The 25,054-nt window shown below is 42.6% G+C and carries 18 protein-coding genes and 2 pseudogenes; 8 read left to right on the top strand and 12 right to left on the bottom strand.

The annotated features are described in order from the left end of the window. The first annotated feature begins 53 nt into the window (after positions 1–53). Positions 54–920, top strand: coding sequence for a M2 family metallopeptidase (locus IPH84_02985; GenBank protein ID MBK7172204.1), 867 nt, complete (start codon positions 54–56; stop codon positions 918–920). Positions 921–961: 41 nt separating this feature from the next. Beyond that, positions 962–1,735, top strand: coding sequence for a M2 family metallopeptidase (locus tag IPH84_02980; GenBank protein MBK7172203.1), 774 nt, complete (start codon positions 962–964; stop codon positions 1,733–1,735). A 192-nt stretch (positions 1,736–1,927) separates the two neighbouring features. Here IPH84_02980 and IPH84_02975 read toward each other — a convergent pair whose 3' ends face one another. The 11 genes from IPH84_02975 to IPH84_02925 form a co-directional block, all read right to left on the bottom strand. Next, complete coding sequence (locus IPH84_02975) at positions 1,928–2,371, bottom strand: DUF4440 domain-containing protein (protein ID MBK7172202.1); 444 nt, start codon at positions 2,369–2,371, stop codon at positions 1,928–1,930. 50 nt (positions 2,372–2,421) lie between these two features. Continuing rightward, positions 2,422–3,507, bottom strand: a complete 1,086-nt coding sequence (locus IPH84_02970) for a T9SS type A sorting domain-containing protein (protein ID MBK7172201.1) — start codon at positions 3,505–3,507, stop codon at positions 2,422–2,424. A gap of 132 nt (positions 3,508–3,639) precedes the next feature. After that, complete coding sequence (locus IPH84_02965; GenBank protein MBK7172200.1) at positions 3,640–4,272, bottom strand: response regulator transcription factor; 633 nt, start codon at positions 4,270–4,272, stop codon at positions 3,640–3,642. Positions 4,273–4,353: 81 nt separating this feature from the next. Further along, positions 4,354–5,421 carry a hypothetical protein gene (locus IPH84_02960; GenBank protein MBK7172199.1) on the bottom strand — a complete coding sequence of 356 codons (1,068 nt, stop codon included), beginning with the start codon at positions 5,419–5,421 and terminating at the stop codon, positions 4,354–4,356. Positions 5,422–5,459: 38 nt separating this feature from the next. Then, complete coding sequence (locus IPH84_02955) at positions 5,460–6,041, bottom strand: hypothetical protein (protein ID MBK7172198.1); 582 nt, start codon at positions 6,039–6,041, stop codon at positions 5,460–5,462. A gap of 115 nt (positions 6,042–6,156) precedes the next feature. Further along, positions 6,157–7,341, bottom strand: a complete 1,185-nt coding sequence (locus IPH84_02950; GenBank protein MBK7172197.1) for a hypothetical protein — start codon at positions 7,339–7,341, stop codon at positions 6,157–6,159. A 110-nt stretch (positions 7,342–7,451) separates the two neighbouring features. After that, positions 7,452–7,895, bottom strand: coding sequence for a T9SS type A sorting domain-containing protein (locus IPH84_02945; GenBank protein MBK7172196.1), 444 nt, complete (start codon positions 7,893–7,895; stop codon positions 7,452–7,454). 409 nt (positions 7,896–8,304) lie between these two features. After that, a complete protein-coding gene (locus IPH84_02940; protein MBK7172195.1) occupies positions 8,305–10,680 on the bottom strand; it encodes an Ig-like domain-containing protein in 2,376 nt (791 codons plus the stop codon). Between the two features lie 174 nt (positions 10,681–10,854). Continuing rightward, positions 10,855–11,733 carry a hypothetical protein gene (locus IPH84_02935; protein MBK7172194.1) on the bottom strand — a complete coding sequence of 293 codons (879 nt, stop codon included), beginning with the start codon at positions 11,731–11,733 and terminating at the stop codon, positions 10,855–10,857. Between the two features lie 2 nt (positions 11,734–11,735). Further along, positions 11,736–12,656: a tetratricopeptide repeat protein gene (locus tag IPH84_02930; GenBank protein ID MBK7172193.1), complete on the bottom strand. Its 921-nt coding sequence runs from the start codon at positions 12,654–12,656 to the stop codon at positions 11,736–11,738. Between the two features lie 108 nt (positions 12,657–12,764). Next, complete coding sequence (locus tag IPH84_02925) at positions 12,765–14,042, bottom strand: tyrosine--tRNA ligase (protein ID MBK7172192.1); 1,278 nt, start codon at positions 14,040–14,042, stop codon at positions 12,765–12,767. Between the two features lie 136 nt (positions 14,043–14,178). Between IPH84_02925 and IPH84_02920 the strand changes: the two are divergent. Then, positions 14,179–15,050: pseudogene (locus tag IPH84_02920) on the top strand (SMP-30/gluconolactonase/LRE family protein). A 701-nt stretch (positions 15,051–15,751) separates the two neighbouring features. On the opposite strand, the gene IPH84_02915 reads toward IPH84_02920, so the two are convergent. Further along, on the bottom strand, positions 15,752–17,548 hold the full coding sequence (locus tag IPH84_02915) for an alpha-L-fucosidase (GenBank protein ID MBK7172191.1): 1,797 nt from the start codon (positions 17,546–17,548) through the stop codon (positions 15,752–15,754). A 116-nt stretch (positions 17,549–17,664) separates the two neighbouring features. Here IPH84_02915 and sbcD point away from each other — a divergent pair, with 116 nt between their 5' ends. The 5 genes and pseudogenes from sbcD (at position 17,665) to IPH84_02890 (ending at position 25,036) form a co-directional block, all read left to right on the top strand. Further along, positions 17,665–18,885, top strand: coding sequence for an exonuclease subunit SbcD (gene sbcD, locus IPH84_02910; GenBank protein ID MBK7172190.1), 1,221 nt, complete (start codon positions 17,665–17,667; stop codon positions 18,883–18,885). Between the two features lie 60 nt (positions 18,886–18,945). After that, the gene (locus IPH84_02905; protein ID MBK7172189.1) at positions 18,946–19,887 is read left to right on the top strand and encodes an AAA family ATPase; all 942 of its coding nucleotides are present in this window, start codon (positions 18,946–18,948) and stop codon (positions 19,885–19,887) included. A 77-nt stretch (positions 19,888–19,964) separates the two neighbouring features. Then, positions 19,965–22,019: a hypothetical protein gene (locus IPH84_02900; protein ID MBK7172188.1), complete on the top strand. Its 2,055-nt coding sequence runs from the start codon at positions 19,965–19,967 to the stop codon at positions 22,017–22,019. 133 nt (positions 22,020–22,152) lie between these two features. Continuing rightward, positions 22,153–24,190 (top strand): annotated as a pseudogene (locus IPH84_02895) (M13 family metallopeptidase). A 120-nt stretch (positions 24,191–24,310) separates the two neighbouring features. Then, entirely contained in the window at positions 24,311–25,036 is a 726-nt protein-coding gene (locus IPH84_02890) for an SIMPL domain-containing protein (GenBank protein MBK7172187.1), read from the top strand. The last annotated feature ends 18 nt before the right edge of the window (positions 25,037–25,054 follow it).

The following is a 25,054-nucleotide window of genomic DNA, read 5'->3' as shown; positions in this document are numbered from 1 at the left end:
GCATAATTTTCTATAGGACTCACAGATCATCAATTCACCCTAACCTTTAAAAGATGAAATCATTAAACTGGATTGTGGCTGTCATACTCATTGTATCGATAACCAGCTCATGTACCAACAAAAAGGAACAAATGGAAAAAGATCTCAAAGCCTTCATTACCCGCTTCGACTCAACAGTTCAGCCTCTAATGAAAGAGTCGAACCTCGCTTATTGGAATGCATCATTAAGCGGGAAATCAGAAGACTGGAAAAAATCAGAAGACCTCAGCATTGAACTCACCAAGGTTTTTGCCAATAAAGAAGATTTTGCTGTTCTGAAAAAAATTAAAGAGTCAAACACCATTAATGATGAGCTTTTAAAACGTCAATTAGAGGTTCTTTACAATGGTTATCTAAGCAACCAGGTGGATACCAGTTTGTTGAATGAGGTGATTAAAATGCAGACAGCCATTGAACAGAAATATTCCAATTTCAGAGCTGAATTGAATGGGAAAAAGCTTTCTGATAATGATGTGGAAGAGGTTCTCAAGACCTCAACGAACTCAGAAGAATTACAGAAAGCCTGGGAAGGCCATAAAGCAATTGGAACCGTGGTTTCTGATGACATCAAAAACCTGGTTAAAAAACGCAATGAAATTGCCAAAGAACTGGGATTCAATAATTACCATGAGATGAGTTTGAAACTCAGTGAACAGGACCCGGATGAAATAAGTAAAATTTTTGATGAACTTGATATCCTTACTAAAGATGCTTTTGCCGGTTTAAAAGGTGAAATTGATGAATACCTGACAAAGAGATTAAATGTTGCAAAAGAAAACCTGATGCCCTGGCATTACCAAAACCGTTTCTTCCAGGAAGCCCCGAAATTTATAGTGTTGAACTGGATAAATACTATAAAGGCAAAAACATTGAGAATCTGACAACGGATTATTTTACCAGTATCGGGTTGGATATTTCTGATATGATAAAGAACAGTGATCTCTATGAAAAACCAGGTAAGAATCAACATGCCTATTGTATAGATGTCGACAACAAAGGAGATGTAAGAGTTTTATGCAATATCAAGCCAAATTACAATTGGATGGGGACCATGCTTCACGAGTTTGGCCATGCGAATTATGATAAATACATTGATCAGCAATTACCGTTTGTATTGCGCAACCCGGCTCATACTTTTACAACCGAAGCCATTGCCATGTTTTTCGGCAGAATGGCAAGCAACCCTCAGTTTTTGCTTGACATGAAACTGGCTGATGAATCTGAATCCAAAAAGGTAGCAGATGAAAGCTTCAAAGTTTTGCGTCTTGAACAGCTCACATTCAGTCGTTGGGCACAGGTGATGTATCGGTTCGAAAAAAGTTTATATGATAATCCTGATCAGGACCTGAATAAACTTTGGTGGGATCTTGTGGAGAAATACCAGATGCTTAAACGTCCTGAAGGCCGTAACCAACCTGATTGGGCAAGTAAAATTCATATCGCAACGTCTCCTTGCTACTACCACAACTACCTCCTGGGTGAGCTTCTGGCCTCTCAATTAAATCATTATGTCGCTGCAACTGTATTGAAGTCAACTGATTTCAAACAGAGTTATTATGGAAAAACCGAAGTTGGCAAATATCTTACTGACAATGTATTTATGCCGGGAGCCCGCTGGAATTGGAATGAAATGATTGAGAAAGCCACCGGTGAAAAGTTAACAGCTAAATACTATTCAGATCAGTTCGTTAAATAGTTCTACGAAGGATTTCCCAATTTAAAAGCCCGTCAAATAATCCTGACGGGCTTTCATTTTATACCGTTGCTGAATCATTTTGCGAAACTATGATACCTGTGCGCCCCGGTATAACTCAATCTGCAAGAATCTTGCTTTGCAAATTCATTGCGATTGAGTATAATTGATCAGGGAAGATCTTGTGTGAACTTATTAATGAATGTGGATATTTGAGATTTTCCAGGATTGATCTGATTGCCTTGCCCATACCAGTGAATAATATCCTTTCTGATTACCAACAATGGAATCGTTCCTGGTCCAATCATGCGAATAGGATCCGGATTGACAAGCTAAATCTTCCGAAATAGCCTCTGCTATCTTTACGCAATGCAGGTTTCTGAGTATGGCCACTGAAGGAACCACAAAATCCTTCTCTAAATTGCTTTTTCCGGAATAAACTGTATCCATAAACAAATGAATATCATCAGTAAACAGAGCCATAACGGTTGCTGCATCAGCTGAATTCCATGCATTATCCCATTGCAGTATCAAACTATCGGTATTCTGCAAAGCAGAAGGTTCTTCCTTGCTATTTCCGCATGATGATATAATCAGAAATACAAGCGAATACATGATTACTCTTTGGAATGATTTCATTTTGATTGGATTTAGTGATTGGTGGATGATAGGTTAATTATACTGATTCTCTATAGCTTAGAGAATTTCATGAAGGAAGTCCCTGATTGGTTATAAATTTTCAGGATATACATGCCTGGAATAAGTTCAGACACATTAATATCAGAAGAGTGGGCTTCTTTGATTCTCAATCCTCCCGACATGTCAAAAACCTCAACTTTTTCTATATTCCCTGCACCCCTGATATGTAAAAAGTCATTTGATGGCACTGGATAGATCCGTATTGAGGAATTGTTTTTCATTTCTTCCATGCCTACGATGGTCGAGGATTTATAAAATGAGAAATTACCTCCGCCTTTTGATCCATTTTCCAGTATTGATCCTACTTCACCAATCCCTTCAGCAAACCATCGGTAATTATTCCACTCCGAATAACCGACTTCTTCAAAATTCCAGCCCATTCCGGGGGTATAACTGTATACTGTATCATACCCGAAAACATGTTCATGTACTCTTAGGGCATCAAAAGATCCTGTGGGTGTAATAATGATACCGGAACCATCAACTTCCTGGTGCACGGTGAGATGGGCTACCATCAATGATGTATCATATTGCACGCCGCCACTTAGTCCGGCATTATAGGTCGACCAGGTGAACTCCTGGTCATAACTGAGACCGTAAAACATAGGGAGGTGACACATATGAGCAGCCGGGGTAATCATTGTATGCCAGATCCAGGACAATCCCCAGAAATTTATCCTGAGTTCCTGACCATGGTCGAACCACCCATCTAATGTAGTTTCACGAAAAATATAGTTATAAGATCCATCGTAAGTTGCTCCAATATTCATCGCTTTCTCAACAATATTTGAGCCCGGGTGATTTTCGGCACCAGGCAAGCCTGCGGGAGAAATGTACAATGTGGAATCTGTATAAGATGTGGTAAGATTGCTGAAATCCCAAACTCTGTTTAAACCTGCCTGTCCGGGCAACAGAGCAGATGTGGAATCAACATCTCTGACAACCAGCATGCCAATCGTTGGGAAATCGTTAGCATTAATTACGATTTGTGCACCGAGATTCCAGGGAATGAATATACCAATCTGGAAAACTATCAATAGTGCTTTTCGGAAGAATTGAGTAAAATAATGACTCATTGTACAAGGGCTTTTAGTGGAAACAAAAGAAGAAGGATAAACTCCAGGCTATACCTGACAAATTTCCATGAATTGGAAAGCCTCCGCAATCACCCTTTGATGTGATTTTGTCAATTATAAAAAACAGCGATTTTACAGGTTCATGCTTTTCAAAAGCATTTCGGTACGGGTTCTCACCTGCAGTTTCTGATAGATTTTCCGGATATGAGTTCTAACAGTCTCAATACTAATAAAAAGTTCAGCAGCAATTTCTTTATATAAAAACCCTTTCTCCAGGTAGGAAAGTATTTCCTCCTCCCGGTGGGTAAGATTAGCCTCGGGGAAATGTTTCAGCACAGGTTTATGAAAGGTCTGCACAACTTTACGGGCGATTTCCCCATTCATTGGTGAGCCTCCGTTAGCAAGGTCAGAAATGGCTTCCAGCAATTTGGCCGGTGGTGTCTTTTTTAACATATAACCTGTGGCTCCTGCAGATAAAGATTTAAAGATATCGTCAGTATTATCAAATACTGTAAGCATCATTACCTGGATTTCAGGGTAAGTGCTTTTAATACAAATAACACACTCTATCCCGTTCATACCGGGAAGGTTAATATCCATGAGAACCACCTCCGGTTTGTGAATCGGGATTGAGGCAAGTGCATCTTCTGCTGAAGCGCAACTGCATATACAGGAATAACCATCCGAACCATCTATCAGTGCTGATAAACCTTCCCTGACGGCTTTATCATCCTCAACAACCATAACATTAATTCCTGCTGACATTTCAATCTGTTTATGACATCGTACTTCACAAATTTACTGACTGTAATTACAAAAAACATCACCCTTTAGTATGATTCCATATCAGGTAAGCGGGATACTGAAATGAATACCTGTTCCTTCGCCAGGAGTAGAATTCAGAGTAAATTTCCCTCCCGATTCATCTATTCTCTTCTGCATATTTATTAAACCATTACCACTTTCTGATAAAGAATGAATGTCAAACCCCTTTCCATTATCTCTTATTTCAATCCTTAATTCCCCACCTGAATAATCAAGAGAAACAGAAACCATGTCAGCGGAAGAGTGCTTAACCAGGTTATGTAAGGCCTCTTTGCAGGTCAGAAAAATGTTTCTTCTTAATTCAGCTGACATTTTAACAAGCGGAAGATCATCGGCAAAACTCAACTTCCCGGGTATTTCGGCAGACTCCAGGTAAGTTGAAGCATAATGTCTGAAATAGGAAGAAAAGCTCTGAAGATTATCGTTTTTGGGATTAATTGCCCAGATTATTTCACTCATTTCATCCACCACACTCCCTGCTATTTCATTGATTTGCTGTACAATCTGGACAGCTTTGGGTGGTTCCTGAACCTGCTTCTTCCCCAGTTCACTTAGGATTGAAATTCTTGTAAGACTGGCTCCTATCTCATCATGCATGTCTTTTGAAATCCTTAATCGTTCTTTATTAATAGCATTTTGATACTCTAGCTCTCTTAATTTATTGCCATATCTAATCTCTTGTATTTTCCTGACAATCAACACGGTAGTAGTAATTATTGTAAGGGTTAACAAGGTGAGAAACCACCATGTTTTCCAAAAAGGTGGCTTAATCAGGATCTTCATTAAACATACTGGGTTCCCTTCATTTTTATTTGAATCCCAGCATTTCACCCAGAGCTGATATTCACCAGGAGTTAAGTTCCTGTAGGTGAACAAGGAATTGAATGAGGGCTTGCTCCATTCTTCCTGAAATCCTTTAAGAAAGAATGAAAACTCCTGCATTCCGACCTGCATATAATTGGTTGAAAATACTTTCCCACTGATATGTGCTTTAGTCCTGTCTAATTCCAATTCAAGATATCCGGGAGGAATTCCTTCAGAATACTCCTCGTCAGAAACCATTAGTGAAAACAACCTTGCCTGTGGCACTTTGTCTCCCGGTTTAAATATGGCTGGATTAATACCATTTATCCATTGATCCCTCCAAAATACAATAGACCTTTATTGTCCTCATAAAATGCATTATGGTTAAATTCAAGGGATTGTAGATTATTATCAATTCCAAACATAACCACTTTTGTATGGTCTGCTGAAATACAGCCAATTCCTTTATTTCCTGAAAACCAGACGCGTTTATGAGCATCCTTTCCTAATGCATAAACAATATTATTCTGCAGTCCTTGAAGCCGGCCAGGCAGTGGTATATTGACACCCTCCAGATTAAAGAAATCTAAGCCGTTTTCGTTGGCCACCCAGACTAATGAATCAACTTGCATAATTGAAAAGACTGGTTTAGATAGAAATTCCTTCCTTTTATCAAATAAACTGAGACTCGGTGTGGTAGAAATAGCAGGTATCCTGTATAATCCAAAAGGATATCCAATCCAGTTCCAACCGTATAAAGTAATTATCCCTCTGATGAACGGATAATATTCTTTTCCAATCAATACCGGAAGATCTTCGTCGCTGAAGTTCAAGATATAACTATCGGTAGAAAGCGATATCTGATGATTATTGATTGGCAAAAATTTAGCATTATCGGTTTTCAATGTCTTGCTAAAAACAACATTTCCTGATGCATCTGTAACAAACAGCCGTGTGGTGGTAGCAATCCATAGCCTGTTTTTGGAATCAGCAGTCAGATCGAGAAAGTAAAGATCATTACTAAATAATGCCGGATTTATCCTTTATTGAGCCTGATAAATCAGGTTTCATTTTCCATAATCCATTATGGAAGGTGCCGGCATAAATAAATTCTCCTATCCTTGTTATACACCTTGTAAAACCTACAGCTGCAGAGGAAAACATCAACAGATCAGGTGAATAAAGAAGAGCTCCTTCTCCATCAGTTCCAAACCAGATATTACCGTCCTTATCTTCAAAAATATTTTTAACTGAGGGGGCTATAGTATCTATTAATTTCCCTTCAGTAGTTAATAATACCACTTCTTCTAGATGCCTGTCAGCTACCTTGTAAAGCTTGCGATGAGAACGGTCAGAGATCCACAGGTTGTCTTTGCTGTCAGCAAATAAGTTGATACCTGTTACTGGCCGGATATCCTGAAAAGGAACAATTCCGGAACCTTTCATATACTGTAAAATTTCTGATCCGCTGAGGCAATAAACCTCGCCAGATTTGCTTATGGTTATTGATTGGCATCCATGATCCAGGGCATACCATTTCCCTTTGTAAACAGTTTCATTGTTCTGCACTGAAATCTGCAATTCCAGAATTCCCTTATTAGTGGAAATTAGTAATGTACCATCAGGAAGCCATAATGCAGAATTGGGATTTGATTTTAGCGAAGTTAAATCTCCTCCCTCAAAAATGATCCTGATGGGCTTTTGGTGGTCACTATCTATGATCTGGTAACCTGTTTCCGGCCACCAGCAAAGTTCCTTACCTTTGATATTGGCATGGATAAGGAAAGGATATTGACCAGGCTTTTGTCCTATCAGATTGAACTTGCCATTTTCTGAATTGAATGAATAAATGGAAGAAGACGTCGAAACCAGCATTTTTCCGTCACTGTCGATAATAAGTTCTCTCATGGTTTGATCTGATCGCACCGGACCGGCAGCAACAGGTACTTTAAAAACCCTGAAGTCTTCTCCATTGAAACAATTCAGACCGTCTCCGGTAGTCATCCAGATTAAGCCCCGGTTATCTTGTACAATCCGACTAACCATGCTTTGGCTAAGGCCCTGTTCTAGCCCGAACTGGGTTACATAGATATAACCCACTTTTTGCTGATTCTGTGAAATAGCCAGATCTTCCCTGAAAAAAAACAGGGTAAATAATATTAAACCAAGGAATACCCGTGGTTTGATACGGGTTTTAGCGGTCATAATGGAAAGTAACTTGATCGGGTTAAAGGTATTGTTTCTGTAAATATTACAGGTGCCTTTAAAGAAAAAGAGGCTGCAAAACTGCAGCCTCTCCAATTAAAACCGGCTATTTATCTGGCAATCAAAATCTTTCGGTATGAAACCTGCTGTTCATGATTTAATTTCAGAAGATAAAGGCCTTCTTCCACCCGGCTAAGGTCAATTTCCTTTTTGTAGTTTCCACTAATCTCTATCAGGGGATTTGTCCATACAACCTGTCCTAGTTCATTCAAAATTTCGATTTCACAAAGTAAGGGGGTTTCTGATTTTAAGGTAAGCGTAAACACTCCGAAGGAAGGAACCGGATAGATGCTGATGTTGATGGTGGGTTTTAATTCCAGGGTTGAAACAGGAAGGATTAATATAGCGTTTGATACTGCGGAACTGCATTCATTGATGGTAACAATCACAGTATAATTTCCTGAAATTGAGGCTATATACTCTTTTTCGGTAGCACCTGGAATAAGGACTCCTTCGAGATACCATTGATTTCCTTCATCTGGCACTACTAACAAGGTGTGTCGCCATGATGGGTTATCACCGGGGTTACGGGCGTAGGATCAACAGTTACAGCAAAAGCCGGTGAGGGTTCACCTATGCAATTTCCATTTGAGGGAGTTACTGAAATATTTCCTGATACAGCATTGGTTGTAAAATGAACTGTAATTTGAGGAGTATTGACACCAGCAGTGATTGATGCACCAGCAGGCAGTGTCCATGAATAGCCAAATCCATTTGTCACAGGTTCTACTGAATAAACGACCCCGGAAGCCTCTTTACAAATATGGACGGGACCATTAATTGAACCGGGAGTACCTGGTAATGGATTAACACTTACAGGCAAAGGATTTGATGCAGTCCCATTCCCACAGTCATTTGATCCAGAAACCGTTATATTTCCAGAGATGGATCCTGGTTCAAAATCTACAATGATTGTTGTTGTATTTTGTCCAGATACAATAACAGCACCTGTGGGTACTGTCCAGGTATAATCGGATACTCCCGGTATAGCCGGTACTGAATACTGGACACCCCGGTCGCCTCGCATACTACCTGAACGCCAGAAATAGGCCCGGCTTGTATAGGAAGCGGGATTACAGTAACAGCAAGGGCTTGGGAAGGCAGACTATTACAGGTTCCGTCTGTAGCATAAACACTGATTTCACCCGATACAGCAGAAGTTGAATAGGTGACAGTTATACTGTTGGTATTGGCTCCTGAAGTAATGGTGGCTCCTTGCGGCAATGTCCAGATGTAGGATGTGGCTGCGGGAAAAGGATCAACAGAATAGGTAACTCCCACTGTACCTGCACATAAGGTGCTAAGACCTGAAACGGGGCTAATAGTGCCGGCCATGAGACAGAGAGTTGTAAATGTGAGATCCTGCCCATAACTGTTTCCACCACTATTTGAAGCTACACAACGGAAATGATAGGTTGTTCCGGGCAATAATCCTGACAACGGTGATGATACAGCAGTAGCTGTATTCCCTGAAACCTGGTTCGGTGTGGCACTAACTGTGTTACCGTAAGCATTGGTTAGCCCCCATTCAAATGAGGCTGTACTTATAAAAAAGTTGGCATTTACACTTCCGTTTAACTGGGCTGCATCGAGACTGATCCCACTTGCTGACAGTGTTATAACAGTTGGAGGTAATGCTACCTGGTTGGTTAAAGTGATCTGTATGGAATCTGAAAGTGTCAGATCCTGCACAGAGGTGGCTTTTGCCCAAACCGTTCCATTACTTATCCCTGTTACCAGACCGGTTGCCGATATGCTGGCTGCGCCTGTCACCGGTAAAATACTCCAGGTTACACTCTGATTGGCTGTAACAGGATAAACTGTAGCCATCAGTTGAAGACTCCCTCCGGCAATCGTAATGGTTGCCGGTACTCCACCCTGGGTGGCAACATCAAGGGCAATTAAACCACCCGGAGTAATTCCCTGCGCATAACCCATATCTCCCCCACCCCTGTCTTCTGTCCAAACTACTGCACATCGTCCATCGCTAATTTTTGTAAATCCGAATCTTCCTTTAGCAGTACCCGAGGTTGAACTTAATTCAACGCGGCTACCAGGCCAAACAAAGTTTCCATTATTATCAAGGCGTGTTGCAAAAATCTTGTAATCACTATTGTAACTGGCAAACATGGGGTTGTCGTCAATGATGGCGATTTCTCCTGCCCTCATATCGCGATTTGAAGAGACGGGGTAAACCATTTTACCCATATCAGTAAATTGCCTTGCTCCGGTAGATTTCAGGAATTTCTGCACATACACCCCGTAGTTTGTCTGATTAGGATCACAAAATGAAGCTACTGACCAGATATATTGTGAACCGGGCTCAAGTCCGATGCTTGTCTCCATCTGGTAATTATCGGATCCGCTGGTATAAGTATTGAAAGCAGCCCCGTTCATTCCATAAGGGATGGTTCCGCCGGGATTGATCCTTTGAACAAAAGAATTGAAACGAAATCCGGTTGAACTGTAATACCCGAAATAGGTGGTATCGGCTTCAGCAGTAATTGAATAATACCGGTATGGAGCGGTAGTCTGGCTGCAAATCTGCAATGGCGCATATAAGGCTGTTCCACTGCTGTTAAACATCTGGGCGTATAGGTTGGTAGAAATTCCGCCTGCATTTTTCTGGTAGACAATTGTGAATTTATTGTCTGTATTGGCGATTAACTGTCCTCGGGTAGTAGTGGTTGAACCCACAAGTAATGAAACAGCATTTGCCCAGGCAAATGTACCAGCAGCAGTAATTTTTTGGAGTTTTAAGGTATTACCTGTGTCAGAATTCCAGGCTACTGCAATCTCGTTATTGGTTAATGCTGTCATATTGGGTACCATACCGGCTCCAAGAATAACCCCTGTAGAGTTCCATAAATGGCTCCCAGAAGGAGAAATTTTATATACTACCGCTTGCAATGTACCTGCCCGTTCATCCTGGCATCCGATAATCAGATTGTTACTGTTATCAACACAAGCATTAAAGACAAAAGTAGCTGTCCCTGAAGGCTGATTGCTGACCAGTACACCATCATTGCCCAGAAGTTTGAAACCATCCTCATCGATTAATTGCGCCCTCATATCATAATTTCCGGTGTTCTCATGGTAAAAAGCGATCCATGTTTTACCATCAGAGGTTGGGACAGAGACCATATCGGCTATGGGCAATCCTGAAATTTCCAGATTTACGGAAGTGTTGGTATTCCATTGAGCCATTAATGTTGTTGGAGCAAGGGTAAGACTTACCATGCAAAACACCAGGAGAAATGATTGAAGAATTCTTTTCATTGACAAAGGTTTATGAATAAAGATTATAGGCAAATTACATCACACTTGATATAAACAAATGTAATCACAAGCTGGAAGAGTTTTATACATCTTATGTTTGATACACTACGGCAAAAAAGAGATATGCCGATATTTTACTACTGCATTACATGATAATAATTTGATATTCAGATATTAAAACTGCGCAAGAAAATTGGTAATATTTACATCTGTTGAAATTCCCAGTTTTTTACGAAGCCGGTTTCTTGCCGACTCAACACTTCTTAATTCGCGAAAAGTAATGGATGCAATATCCTTCGTTGACAAACCCAGTTTTAGTAAGGCACAGATTTTCTTGTCGTTAGGGGATAAATCCGGGAAGGCTGCTGTTAAGTTTTTTTCGAATGACTGATGTACTTCCTGGAAATATAGCCTGAACTCTTCCCAATCGTTACCGGTGGAATATTGCTGAAGTGTAGATAAGAGGTTTCTGATACGTTTTGAGCGTTCTTTATCCCTGGCACTCATCCCCAATAGAATAAGTTTCAGCTCTTCAGAGGTTTTCTGGATCAGCTCATTATTCCGTGACAGGTTGAGGGCATGGGAAGTAAGCTGCCTGTTTTTATAATCCAGTTCGAGCTCCAGCGAATGTTCCTTTTCCAGCAACATCTCCTTTTCCCTTTGATGGAGTGCTTCTGATTTCTGCGACAAAGCTTCATTGTTTGCGCGCTCCCTCCTGCGGTTCTTTAGCAGGGAGAAGAAGAAATAAGCCAGCAGGATAAATATCACTGAAACAGCAAGCAATATGATCCGTTGACGCTGGATCGCAAGTTGTTGCAAGTTAATCTTTTGCTGAAGAATCTGGTTATCCTTCTCTTTGTTGATCACTTCGTAAACTGCTTGTATCTGCTCAATTTTCATAAGACTATTTAAAGATTCCAGGGAGTCATTCAGACTTTTGTACTCAGCATAATAGTCTGACGATAGTTTGAATTGTCCGGTTTCATGAAAGAAACGGGCTGCATCCTGCAAAACTACCAGCGTTTGAGAGGGGTTCCCGATTTTTTCGGCCAATATCAACGATTTCCTGATATATGATTCCGCAGAATCTGCCCTGATTCATTTCTTGGTAAGCTGAAGAAACTGATAAGATAGGATCGTATCAGGGCAATCTGGAATGATTGGCTTTCCTGTATTTCGATCGCTTTCTTGTAGTAAGAAAGGGAAACAGGGTGGTTACCAAGGTCCTGGTATAAATTACCAATATTTGAATAAACCAGTGCAAGGTCATAGAAATCTCTTTCCTGGTCTAACTGATTCAAGGCAATCAGGGCATAATCCAGGGCCTTTTTTGTGTCATTCTTTAGTTTATAAACACCTGCAAGATTATTGTAGTTAATAAATAATTCCGGACGGATATTGAGTTCTTTGTTGATCTGAATGGCCTTCAGGAAAAGGTCTTCGGCTTTTTTCAGCTCCATCCTGTTGAAGTAAAGCTTGCCAATATTGTTGTAAACCTTTGCTTTCCCCGGATTGAAGCCAATTTCATTACAAATCTGCAACGAATTCATATAAAAGTCGAGAGCGCCATTCCATAGTCCGGTTTCTTCATAAATAGCCCCAATGATGTTATATACAGCAGATAGACGTTTTTTCCTGTCAAGGTCAAGGGGTTGGTTTTCATCCAGATATGACTTGACACTATTAAAAATATCCAGCGCTTGCGGGTGCTTCCCCTGCTCCAGAAAGTATAATCCTATTTCCCAGGATAATTTATAGGCTGACTCAAAACCCAGACTTTCGGATTTCCTGAACTGATTGGTGTCAATAGGCCTTCCTTCGGTTGTCCTTTTTTCTATTCCCGACTGATCTGCTCTGTAATAAGATACCGCTTTGGAGAAAAACGAAAATTTCCCGGGAAATTCATTACCGGCTGTCGATTCCAATGAAATGACAAGAAATACTAAAACAGAAAATATCGCATACTGGGCTTTCATATCACAATCCGAAGGCAGGCTTAACAAATATACAAAGCCTTTGATTCACAAAGGAAGTGACAAGAATAAAAGTGCGATTGCAAGAAATTTCCTAAGGTCGGATTTTATCTAAACAGCTTTTACCAGGAAGTAGTTCTTCTTCCCTTTCTGAGCAAGGATATAGCGGTCGTTGAGGAGATGAGCAGATGAAACGATAAACTCCTCCGCCACTTTAGCCTTATTGATCATTACCCCTCCGTCTTTCAACATTCTCCGGGCTTCTCCTTTACTTGGGAAGATGGCTGTTTTGTCGGCAAGGAAGTCTACCAGGCCAATTCCATTTTCAAGCTCAGTCCTGGATATTTCGAACTGTGGCACTCCTTCAAATACATTCAGCAGCGTTCTTTCATCCAGTTGTTGCAAGGTTTCCGTGGTACCTTTTCCAAAAAGAATTTCCGATGCTTCAACTGCCTGGTTATATTCGGCTTCTCCATGCACCCGAATGGTAAGGTCTTTGGCAAGGGCTTTCTGCAATATCCTGAGATGTGGGGCTGCATCCTGTTCTGATTCGAGAGCTTCTATATCGCTTTTTGAAAAGAGGGTGAAAATCCTGATATATTTCTTGCTGTCTTCATCCGAACAATTCAGCCAGAACTGGAAGAAGGCATAGGGTGATGTTTTTTCAGGATCAAGCCAGATATTGCCTTTTTCAGTCTTCCCGAATTTACCTCCATCCGCTTTGGTGATTAGCGGACAAGTCAGGGCAAATGCTTCTCCCCCGGTTTTCCTGCGGATAAGTTCTGTCCCGGTGGTGATATTTCCCCATTGGTCGGAACCACCCATCTGGAGCCTGCATCCTTCTTTTTCATAGAGATGCAGAAAATCATAACCCTGAACCAGCTGATAGGTGAATTCAGTGAAAGAGATGCCTGTTTCGAGTCGTTTCTGGACCGAATCCTTGGCCATCATGTAGTTAATCGATAAATGCTTGCCAACTTCACGGAGGAATCCCAGGAATGAAAACTCCTTCATCCAGTCGTAATTATTCACAATTTTGGCAGCATTGGCGTGTTTCGGGTCAAAGTCGAGAAAACGCAGCAGTTGCTGATGGATACACTCCTGGTTATGCCTGAGTAAATCCTCTGAAAGAAGGTTTCGCTCTTCACTTTTCCCTGAAGGATCCCCGATCATCCCTGTTGCTCCCCCCACTAAAGCCAGCGGACGATGGCCGGCAATCTGGAAATGCTTGAGCATCATAATACTAACAAGGTGGCCAATATGCAGGGAGTCGGCTGTCGGGTCAATTCCAACATAGGCCGTAGCCATTCCTTTTTCGAGCATTTCCCCGGTACCGGGCATACAGTCATGGATCATTCCGCGCCAGCGGAGCTCTTCAACAAAATTCATAAAATCAGCTTTGGGAGCACAAAGATAGGAAAAAGCGGGAATCCCATTCTTGCGTTCTAAGGCGGGTAATCTGCTAATGGGCTGGCAATATTTGGTTTTGGTTCGAATTAGTTCCGATCTTTGAAAAAAACATATGATGAAAAAGACCATCCTCATTCTGTTACTCATATCTACGGGTATTTCAATTTTTGCACAGGACTATTATGTTTGCTCGGATCTAACGGATGAACAGCTATTTACGCATAATTGCGAAGGCCCTGCCGTGGATGCCCTTGGTAACCTGTATGCGGTGAATTTTCAGAAGGATGGGACTATAGCGATCATTGCTCCCGGAAAATCCCCGGAGGTTTTTCTGCAACTGCCTGATGGTTCGGTGGGTAACGGGATTCGGTTTAACAGCAAAAATGAAATGTTTGTAGCCGATTTTATCAATCATAATGTGATAAAAGTAGATTTGAAAAACCGCTCAGCAGAGGTCTTTGTGCACGATACAAGAATGAACCAGCCAAACGACCTGGCCATCAGCAATAAAGGGATACTCTTTTTAAGTGATCCCGATTGGGCTAAGAATACAGGGCAGATATGGAAAGTGATGCCTGGTGGCACTTTATCCCTTCTCGAAACCGGCATGGGTACGACCAATGGGATAGAAGTAGCACCTGATGATGACAAGCTCTATGTAAATGAGAGTATTCAAAAACGGATATGGGTTTATGACCTGGATGAAAATGGAAACATCACCAATAAGCGCCTTTTTGTTGAGTTTGAAGATTTTGGACTTGACGGGATGCGTTGTGATGCCAAGGAAACCTCTTTGTAACCCGGTATGACAAGGGTGTGGTCTGCATCATCAGTCCGGAGGGTAAAATCCTGAGAGAAGTAAAGACTAAAGGAAAGAAAACCTCTAATGTTACATTTGGCGGTACCGATGGTAAAACGGTATTTGTCACCCTCCAGGACAGGGGATGTATTGAGTGGTTCCGTTCAGAAACTGCCGGGGCAAGATAGGGTTGCGATTGAGTGGGTAGTCTATTTAAAAACAAAACCCTTATTAATTGGGGGCTTTCATTTTTCCTCACATTCCCCATAGTCGCCATCATTTGCTTCTTCCTTACATCATACTATTGAAGCCTGAAAATGTAAAATTGCGGTACATAACCCTTTCAGGTTTCGAAAACCTGACAGGTTAAAATAGCCCTAATGCTATCGTCCGTCCCCCTTTTTCTCAAAGGGGGTGTCCGCCCCCGTCGATGACGGGGATTTACCGCAATCTCTGTAAAAAAATTTTTCCCAAGAGTATCCATTACTAGTTTTATCTGGATAAAGCCTGAAAATGCAAAATTGCGGTTCTTAAACCTGTCAGGTTTCGAAAACCTGACAGGTTTAAATTACCATAAAGATTGTCACCAATTTTTCAAAAGGGGAGTCAACCCCCGGAGTATATTTTATCTTTATCTCAGAAGTAGACACGTAAATCTAAATTCTAATTCCTCCAACTCTCCCACTCTCCCCTTCTCATAATCTCCTCATCTTCAAGCCAAAGGCTCCCCTCCGGACATCTCCTCATCCCTTCATCTCCCCATCTCCTCATCCTATCATCTCCTAGCCAAAGGCTCTCCCCCATCTCCTATCTCTTCTCCCTCATCTCCTCATCTCCTCATCTCCTCATCTCCTCATCTCCTCATCCAACATTTAGGCACATCTCCCCCCTAATTACCGATCCTGAACACCCACGCCCATTCACAGGGTAATTCTGCAATTTTAATACTACTCAAATCAACACTGATGCCTTTTGATTCCCTTTTCCAGGGAAGTTCTCCGGGCCGGCCCAGCAGCTCAATTTTTGCCTGATCAGCCAGGTCCAGGTTTAACCGGAGCACATTATCTTTTGGCCATTCAAGGGCAATAGCATAGGTATTTTCATTCTGACGGGTATAACAATGCCAGGTTGCTTTTGAACGATAGGTGGCCTGCAAGCCCGGTTGTGAGCCTCTGTCGGCTTTGAGCGAAAAACGATCTGCCGGTATCACTTCTTTTAACTGGCTGGCTGATGACCAACGCAGAAATAGGTGCGCATTCTGGGTTTTTTCCTGGTATTCTACCCTTACAGGATACTTTCTCCCGGCCTGAAGTTTTATCATTCCATTGTTTTTCAATCCTTTACCCGCTTCCATCACATTGCTCTGGGTTCCGTCAACTGACTGATTTCCGGCATCAACAACCAAAGTATTGTCAATCCATACCTTTACTGCATCATCTGCTTCTGCTTCAAATTGATAGGTTTCAGAATAAAGGGGCTCTATATATCCGTTCCATTCTGCAGTAAAATGGTCCTCGGATATAGGTTTACCCGGAGAATTCCTGACCCAGTCAAAATTGAGTTCCATATCCACTCTTTCGAATGTCACATCCTTTTCTTCCATGGTAATCGGACAGGGCGTTGAGCCGTAGATAGCTTCCCCGTTGATTTTGAGCCATTCCCCCAATTGCATGAGCCGCTCCTGCTGGAGTAAGGGTATCTGTCCATCGCAATACGGCCCAACATTCAGGATCATTCCGCCTCCATTGGAAACGGCTTTTACAAAGAAATGGATAAGGTCGCGGGGGGTAAGATAAGCTTCCAACGCTTCATTCCTGTTTAGTCCGAAACTCCTTCCCAGTCCTCTTACCTCTGCCCATGGCCGGTCGCTGTTAACAAGCCCGGAGCTATATTCAGGAGTGCGAAAGCCAATGCCATCGCTGCCACCTCCCCAACGGTCGTTCACAATCGCCTCCTCCCCAATGAGTTGATAGTACCATGAGATTAATTCCGCCGAATGCCAAACGGAGGCAGGATGATCCCATTCGCCATCTGCAAAAATGAGTGAAGGCTTATAGGTTGAAACCAGCTCCCGGAATTGAGGAATCATGTGTTTTTCAACGTAATTGTTCACCCTTGCCGGTTCATCGGTTCCCCAACGATAGAGGGGGTGATTCCATTCAGGCAGTGAGTAATACAGTCCCATTTTCAGGCCTCTGCCCCTCACTGCTTCACTCAATTCCCCGACAATATCACGATGGGGACCGGTTTCCATGGTATTCCAGCCTGGAGCATACTTACTAGGCCATAAACAATAACCATCATGGTGCTTTGAAACCAGCACCACATACCGGGCACCCGCTTCTTCAAATAATTCCGCCCATTCCTGGGCATCAAACAATTCTCCTTTGAAGAGTGCCGCATAATCTTCATACTTGAAATCCTCTCCAAAAACCTCTTGTTGAAAACGGATCCTGGCAGAATCACCTGTTAATAATCCCCTTAGGAACCACTCGGCATACTGCTCTTTACCGCTCCAGGCCGGGACGGCACTCAGGCTCCAATGAATAAAGATGCCCAGTTTGGCATCCCTGAACCATTGTGGATCGGGCCTTTTTCTTAATTCATCCCATTCATTCCCTGTTGATTGGGAAAACAATTGTCCGATAAGTGTCAGCAGAAAAAGGGAAATGAAAAGTCTTTTCATGAGAAGAAAGGATTATAACTGTAAAAATAAAGAAAGAAGCTTAAGTTATAAACATTCGCAGGAGTCATGGTAATTCTTAAGAAATTTGAAAAAACTATGAATTCAAGAAGCATATGATAAGAATTCTCCATACTTCCGACTGGCACCTGGGAAAGCGGCTGGAACGTTTTTCGCGCCACGGGGAACAGGTTGAGATCCTGGAAGAGATCAGGCATATTGCTGATGAGCATAAAGCGGATGTGATTGTGATTGCCGGCGACCTGTTCGACACCTTTAATCCCCCGGCTGAATCGCTTGACCTGTTTTACAGTAGTCTTAAAAAGCTTGCCTCCGATGGGAAAAGGCCTGTTATCGCCATAGCCGGAAACCATGATATGCCGGAAAGAATTGAGGCTCCCGACCCTTTAGCCCGTGAATGCGGGATTATTTTTGCCGGTTTCCCTGATACCAGTATCCCTGAATATTCACTGGACGGCAAATTTACAATAGCTGCTTCTGAACCGGGATTTATGAATCTTCAACTACCCGGAAAGCCCGCGCTCAGGGTTTTGTCAACACCCTATGCCAACGAAATCCGGCTGCGCAAAGGCCTCAGCCAGGAAAAGGATCTACAGGATATACTGGCTGATCACTGGGGGATGTTAGCTGAACGGCATTGCGACGACAAAGGCGTTAATATTCTACTAACTCACCTGTTATTCATGAATGAAGGGGGTGAAGTTCCTGAAGAGCCTGAAGATGAGAGGCCGATCAACCATATCGGGGGAGCCCAGGCCATTTACACCTCAGCAATACCTGCTTCATTACAGTATGTTGCACTTGGTCATCTGCACAGGACACAGACTGTTACTACTGCACCATGCCCGGTGATTTACTCAGGTAGCCCCCTGTCATATTCATTCAGCGAAGCCGGTCAACAAAAACATGTCGTACTTATTGATCTCGAGCCAGGCAAGGCAGCCCGGGTTGAAATGATACCGCTTAAAGGAGGAAGGCCTCTGTTCAGGAAGCGTTCAGAAACTCTTCAGGAAGCAGAAGAATGGTTGCTGGCTAATCCAGATGCCCTGGTAGAGCTCACTCTGGTAAGTGACACCTATTTATCTGGCGAAAACCGCCGAAAATTGCAGGAATTACATGGTGGAATCATTGCCATCATTCCCGAAATCAGGAATTCAGTAGAAAATGCAGAACCGGCAGATTCAAGGGCAAACCATGTCCAGGCTGGCATTCAGGAGCTGTTTTGTGAATTTTTCAGCGCCAGGAAAGGCCAGGCACCTGATGATGGACTGCTTGAAGTCCTCAGGGAGGTGATTGCCGAAACAGAACAGGCCGACTAGTCAGATATTTAATTATTCCTTTCACTCCAAACCGCCGTCGATAAAGAAATCAACGAATCCATGATCCCTATCCGACTTAAAATATCCGGCATTTATTCATACCTGAAAGAACAGGATATAGATTTCAGTATGCTGACCTCCGCCCACCTTTTCGGGATTTTCGGAGCAGTAGGCAGCGGGAAAAGTGCGCTGCTGGAAGCCATTGTATTTGCTCTTTACGGAGAAAGCGAACGCCTTAATTCGCGTGAGTTAAGGGCTTACAACATGATGAACCTCAAGAGCAATGAGGCTTTTATTCAGTTCGACTTCCAGGCTCCCGGAAACAAAGGGCTTTACAGGGCCATTGCCAAAGGGAAAAGACATAACAGGAATAAAGAAGATGTAAAATTCGACCGGGCCCTTTATAAAATAGAAAACAATCAGCCCATTCCTGTTGAAACATCTACCATTCAATCCATTATTGGCATTAGCTACGAAAACTTCAGGCGTACAATCATCATCCCCCAGGGGAAATTCCAGGAATTCCTTCAATTAGGAGTAAAAGACCGCACGGAAATGGTGAAGGAGTTGTTTAACCTCCACCGCTTCGACCTTTCATTTAAAACTGGCCGGCTTCAGAAGAAAAACGATGAAGCACTGAATATTTGTGGTGGACGACTACAGCAACTTGGTGAAATCTCCCAGGAGGATATCGACAGGATCACCCAGGCAATCAAAGACCTGGCTGTTGAGCTGGAAGGCCTTGGACTGAAACTCAGGAACATGGAAATTGAGGAGGTAGAAATCCGGAAAACCAGGGACATTCTTATTTCTTTGAATCAATATCAGCAGAAATTACAGCAGCTTCAGGCAAGAAAAGGTGACATTCTTGAGGCTGAAAAGAGGCTTGCTGATTATGATGATTGTGTGTCGCAGTTCAAATCGGATCTCGATCTTTTTGATAGCCGGAAAACACAAATTCATGAATTAGAAGGGCGACTGGAAAAATCAATGCTGATCTGAACCTTGCCAATACCCGCCTGTCGCAGGCTGAAAAACAACTTGAAGAAGCCAGGATTCAATTTGATAAGAGGGAAGATTTGCTTAAAGAATCACTGGAATTGAAGATTTGTGCCGGCATCAACCAACGCAATAAGAAAGCTGCAGGGCTGGCTGAAAGAATTGCAAATGGAGAGAAACAGATTGCTGACACTGTTGCAAACCGCGACAGCCTGAAGGAACAATCGGCATTAATGCTGCAGACCCGCGACACCCTCAAAAAGCAATTGCCGGATCTTGAAAGGATCAAGTTAGCTGAGAATTGGTTTTCCACCTTCAGGCTGCTAAAAGAGAAATATGACGCTCAGCTTGCAATCAGGGAAAACACCCTGAAAGCTGTTGAACGAATCGACAATGAAATTCAGGCAATTATTAAACAGGCCAATTTGCCCGAAGGAGAATCAAAGCCCGAAATCGGTGTAATTTGCAACCTTCTGGAAGAAAAACTAAGCTCTGCTGAAGAAGAACTTAAAAATGTCCAGTCAGCCAATTTACAGTTGGAAGTTCAATTGCAGCTCCAGTCGTTTGCCAGTGAATTGAAAGAGGGTGACCCCTGCCCCTTGTGCGGCTCAACCGAACACCCCGGTTTAAGGGCACATGAGGATATTGGCACTCAACATGAGAAAAATATTCACCAAAAAAATGAGCTTGAACTCAAAACGAATGAACTACGGTCCCTGCTTACAAAAGCCAGGTTACTAGGAGATGAAGTTTCAAGAGTAAAGCGGGAGGAAGTCCAGGCCCTTGCCGGCATTGAGGACGCCAGGCAAATGCTCGAAAAGCACAGGCTTTCAAATACTTACCCTGAACTCTCAGAAGAGAAAATTAAGGAAGAATGGTCTGTATATTCGAAAATACAGCAGGAAAGCGGGCTAATTGAGCAGCGTATTTCTGAAATATCCTCAACACTTGAAAAAGAGGAAGATAACCTGAAAAAATTCAACGATTTACTGGGAGGAATCAGGATAGAGTTTGAAAAAACCCGGCAGGATGCTGAAACGTTGAAATCTCAACTAAAACTCGTTGATTACACACACCAGGCTTCAATTACCGAAGAAGCCTTACTTGAGAAGTCCGCTGGGTTGAAACTTCAGTATGAAAAAGCCGGTGAGCAGTTCCAGCAGGCAGAATCAGCCTTGAAAGAAGCCTTGTCACTTCAGAAATCCCTGGCAGGTTCCAGGCAAAATACCGAAGAATCGCTTGCCGGTATCCGATTATCCAATGAGGAACTGAAGAAGCAGCTGGAAGTGCGTTTTCTCTCTTCACGATTTAAGGATGAAACCACAGTCCGCTCAATTTTGCAGGCTGAAATTGACCGCACAAAAGAACAACAGGAAATCAGGCGTTTTTATGATGAGTGGTCGGGGGTTAATGCCGCTATTCAGCAATTGCAGGCACAGCTGAACAACAAAACTTACGATGAAGCGACCCACCAACTATTGCAACAGGATATTCAGGAATTAAAAACCCTGACTGACAAGAAGAAGGAAGAAAAGGGTGCACTTGACGGACTGTTGCTGGAGATGAATAAAGACCTGGCTGAATCCCTTCAGCTGAAAGCAGAATTCAGAAAACTTGAAATCCGGCGAGACAATTTGAAGACGCTTTCTGATTTATTCAGGGGACAGTCGTTTGTTAATTATGTGTCGACGATATACCTTCAGAACCTGGTTGCATCTGCCAATGAACGATTCTATCGTCTTACCCGGCAGCAGCTTAAACTGGAACTGGATGAGGAAAACAACTTCAGGATCAGGGATTACTTAAATGACGGCCAATGGAGGAGTGTGAAAACCCTTTCCGGGGGGCAGACATTCCAGGCTTCACTTTGCCTGGCACTGGCCCTGGCTGATAACATACAACAACTGAATGAGGGCGGGCAAAACTTCTTCTTTCTGGATGAGGGTTTTGGAACGCTCGACAGAGAATCACTCGAACTTGTATTCGACACCTTGAAATCACTGAGAAGGGAGAACCGCGTTGTTGGGGTAATTTCCCATGTTGAAGACCTTCAGCAGGAGATAAATGCCTGGCTGAAGATTACCCGTGACGAAGAAAACGGAAGCCAGGTTCAGCCAAGCTGGCAACTTGAATAAAAAGCCTTTTGCCGATTGCTAACCACAAATCACCGATTCGTCATTTGTATTGAATCCATATTCCCTACTTTTGAACTTCCACCCTTCCAGCGTGGCCTTTAAATTTATGCACCACCCATAAAACAGCTGAAAAATGAAATTTGCCGCATTGCTTTTATTTGTATCCCTGGCTCTGATTTCCTGTAAATCTAATCAAAGCTTACCGGTTGGGCAGGACCCCATGGCCTCACATGTCGATTCAACGATTAGTCCGGGAGCCGACTTCTTCTCCTTTGCAAATGGTGCATGGTTCAAATCTCATCCCATTCCGGCTTCAGAACAAAGTAATGGCTTGTGGCAAATGATCCAGGATACGATCAATGATCAGATCAGGAATATCTGTGTTTCGGCAGCAGGACTTAAAAACGAAGCCAAAGGCAGTGATAAGCAGAAAATAGGGGATTTCTATTTCTCTGGGATGGATAGTATCGGCTTGAATAAGAGAAAATTATCAGATATTTTACCTGACCTGAAGGCAATTGATGCCATTACCGACTTACAAGGACTAGCCAGGGAATCAGCACGGCTGAGGCCTTATGCCGGTTCTGCCTTTTTTGGTTTTTATATTTTCCCTGACGACCGCATCAGCTCAAAAAATGCCATCCGACTGCAACAGGGTGGCCTAAGCCTATACGACAGGAGCTATTACCTCGATATGGATGAGCGTTCCGTTTCCCTGAGGAAAGATTTTGAATCCTATGCATCAAAAGTATTTGTGTTACTGGGGTACGAAAAGAAAGCCGCTGAGAAAGCCGCCGGACAACTGCTTCGGATTGAAACCAGCCTCGCAACTTCCTCCAGGAAAATTGAAGATACAAGAGATCCTTTGACCAACTATAACAAAGTATCCCTGGGCGGGTTGAATAAACTGTCCCCCGATTTTAACTGGACACTCTTTATGCAGGATATGGGATTGAAGGCTGTTGACTCAGTAATTATTGGCCAGACAGAATTCATCACTGCTTTTAACCGCTATTTTAAAACTTATTCGGTTGCCGACTGGAAAGACTATCTTAAGTTTCATTATTTCAACGGATTGGCACAATACCTTGATGATGAATCCTATGCAGTATTCTTTGATTTCTATGGAAAAACCCTTTCAGGAGTGCCTGAGCCCAAACCCCGCTGGAAGAGGGTGGTGGAACAAACCGATGGTTCATTGGGTGAACTTATTGGGAAGGTTTATGTGGCTGAATACCTGCCAAAAGGAACAAAAGAGAAGCTGCTGGAAATTGGTGAAGCAATCAGGGTTGTTTATGCAGAGCGGATCAAGACGCTTGACTGGATGAGTCCTGAGACCAAAGAGAAGGCCCTTGACAAGCTTTCTGGCATCGTAATGAAAGTTGGTTATCCTGATCAATGGAAAGACCTGTCAACACTTGAAATCAGCAGGGAATCCTATACCCGCAATGTGATGAATGCCTTTAAATGGCAGTTCGATTACATGATTGCCAAATATGGAAAACCCGTTGACCGCACCGAATGGGATATGTATCCACAAACCTATAATGCCTATTACAATCCTTCAAACAATGAAATCTGTGTGCCCGGATGCAATATCCTTGTGCCCGGTTACGAGCATGTAATGGCCGATGATGCCATCCTTTACTCTATCATAGGTGGTTCAACCTTCGGGCATGAAATTACCCATGGCTTTGACGACCAGGGTTGTAAATATGATAAGCTGGGAAATCTGAATAATTGGTGGACCTCTGCCGATAGTGCCAATTTCTTTGCAAAAACCCGGCTGATTGTAGAACAGTTCAATGAATTTGTGGCTGTTGACAAGCTACATGTTAATGGTGAAATGACACAGGGTGAGAACATTGCCGACCTTGCCGGTATCAGTATGGGTTATGAAGCTTTCAGGAAAAACAGATCAGTTTAAGAAAAGTGAAAAGATAGGCGGGTTCGGCCCTGACCAGCGTTTTTTCCTGGGATATGCACTTGCCTGGATGATCAATATGCGACCCGAAGCCCTGATCAACCTGGTAAAAAGCGATGTACACTCTCCTCCACAGTTCAGGGTAAATGGTCCCCTGGCCAATATTCCCGAATTCCACACAGCTTTTGGTATCAAAGAAGGAGATGCCATGTGGCGTCCTGAAGCAAAAAGGGTTAAAATCTGGTAATCACTATTTGTGAAATATCCGTAATTTCTGGCTTATTATTTGCTATCAATTCCCTTTAGGGTGATCCTGAAAATGGATCATCCGGTCTTCTTTTTTTAATTCACTCAAAAAATTCCAATTATGAAATCCTTATTGAACATCCTGCTGGTAGCAACCCTGGTAATTGTTACGGCTCCCAAATTAATGTCGCAAACAAACACAGTAAAGGAAACCCCTTACATAGAAGTAACCGGAACTGCAGAGAAATATGTGGTTCCTGATGAAATTTATATCTCAATTGCCTTAAAAGAACGTCAGGAGGGCCGTGAAAACAAAAGCATTGAACAACAGGAAGCACAATTGAAGCAGGGACTTTCTGAAATAGGTATCGATTTAAAGGATCTTTCCCTTTCAGATGCAACATCAGATTATGTTCGGGTTAAAGTGGCTAAAAAGGATGTGATCAGTAAATCAGACTACCTGTTAAAGGTAACCTCAGCATCCATGGTTGGAAAAGTATTTGAAAAGCTCGATGAACTAAAAATTGAAGAAGCCCAGATTGCCCGTGTAAGTCATTCGGAAATTGAACGGTTCAGGAAAGAAGTAAAAATACAGGCTATCAAGGCAGCCAAAGAGAAAGCCGACTATTTGCTGGAGGCTATCGGTGAAAAAGCCGGAGAGCCCCTGATTATACAGGAAAATCAATATGGAATTGCACCTTTAGCCAATTCTCAGTTTATTGAAGAACAACAATCATTAGGATTATATTCTACCCAGGGATACTATGCCAAATCTGAACCTGTCCTGCAATTCCAAAAAATCAAGGTAGTCTCGTCATTCTACATTAAATTTGCCATCCAACCCTAACATATATTCCCCGTATAA

The sequence above is a fragment of the Bacteroidales bacterium genome (assembly GCA_016707785.1).
Lineage (GTDB): Bacteria > Bacteroidota > Bacteroidia > Bacteroidales > UBA4417 > UBA4417.
The sequence above is the reverse complement of the archived record's forward strand: the minus strand, read 5'-3'. Positions and strand labels throughout refer to the sequence as shown.